Source organism: Aquicoccus porphyridii (assembly GCF_008369105.1).
In the GTDB taxonomy this organism is placed as follows: Bacteria; Pseudomonadota; Alphaproteobacteria; order Rhodobacterales; family Rhodobacteraceae; genus Aquicoccus; species Aquicoccus porphyridii.
On record NZ_VINQ01000110.1, the window covers coordinates 1 to 480 of the forward strand.

At 66.7% G+C, this 480-nt stretch carries 1 pseudogene; it reads left to right on the forward strand.

The window, feature by feature from the left end:
* A pseudogene (gene bdlA / locus FLO80_RS23790) lies at positions 1–480 on the forward strand (biofilm dispersion protein BdlA); the annotation flags it as partial.

A 480-nucleotide genomic window follows, 5' to 3' on the forward strand; every position in this document is an offset into this window, starting at 1 on the left:
AGCGATGTCAGCGACCGCATGCGCCGCTACCAGGCCGAGGCGGACAACGCCCACCAGGCCCATACCCTGTCCACCGAGACCCGCACGGTCGCCGAACACGGCGCGCTGATCATCCAGAGCGCGGTGGAGGAAATGCTCAAGATCGCGAATACCCTGGATGCTTCCTCGCTGAACATCGGCGAACTGTCACGGCACTCGCAACAGATCACCTCGATCGTCAACACCATCCGCGAGATCGCCGAGCAGACCAACCTGCTCGCCCTCAATGCCGCCATCGAGGCCGCCCGCGCCGGCGACCAGGGTCGCGGCTTCGCCGTGGTGGCCGACGAGGTGCGGCAACTGGCGGAACGCACCAGCAAGTCGACCAAGGAGATCGCCGACATGATCGGTCGCATCCAGACCGGCACCCGCAGCGTCATCGACGACATGCAGCACAGCCAGGAACAGGCGCGGCGCGGCGTGGAGCTGGCCAACGAGGCC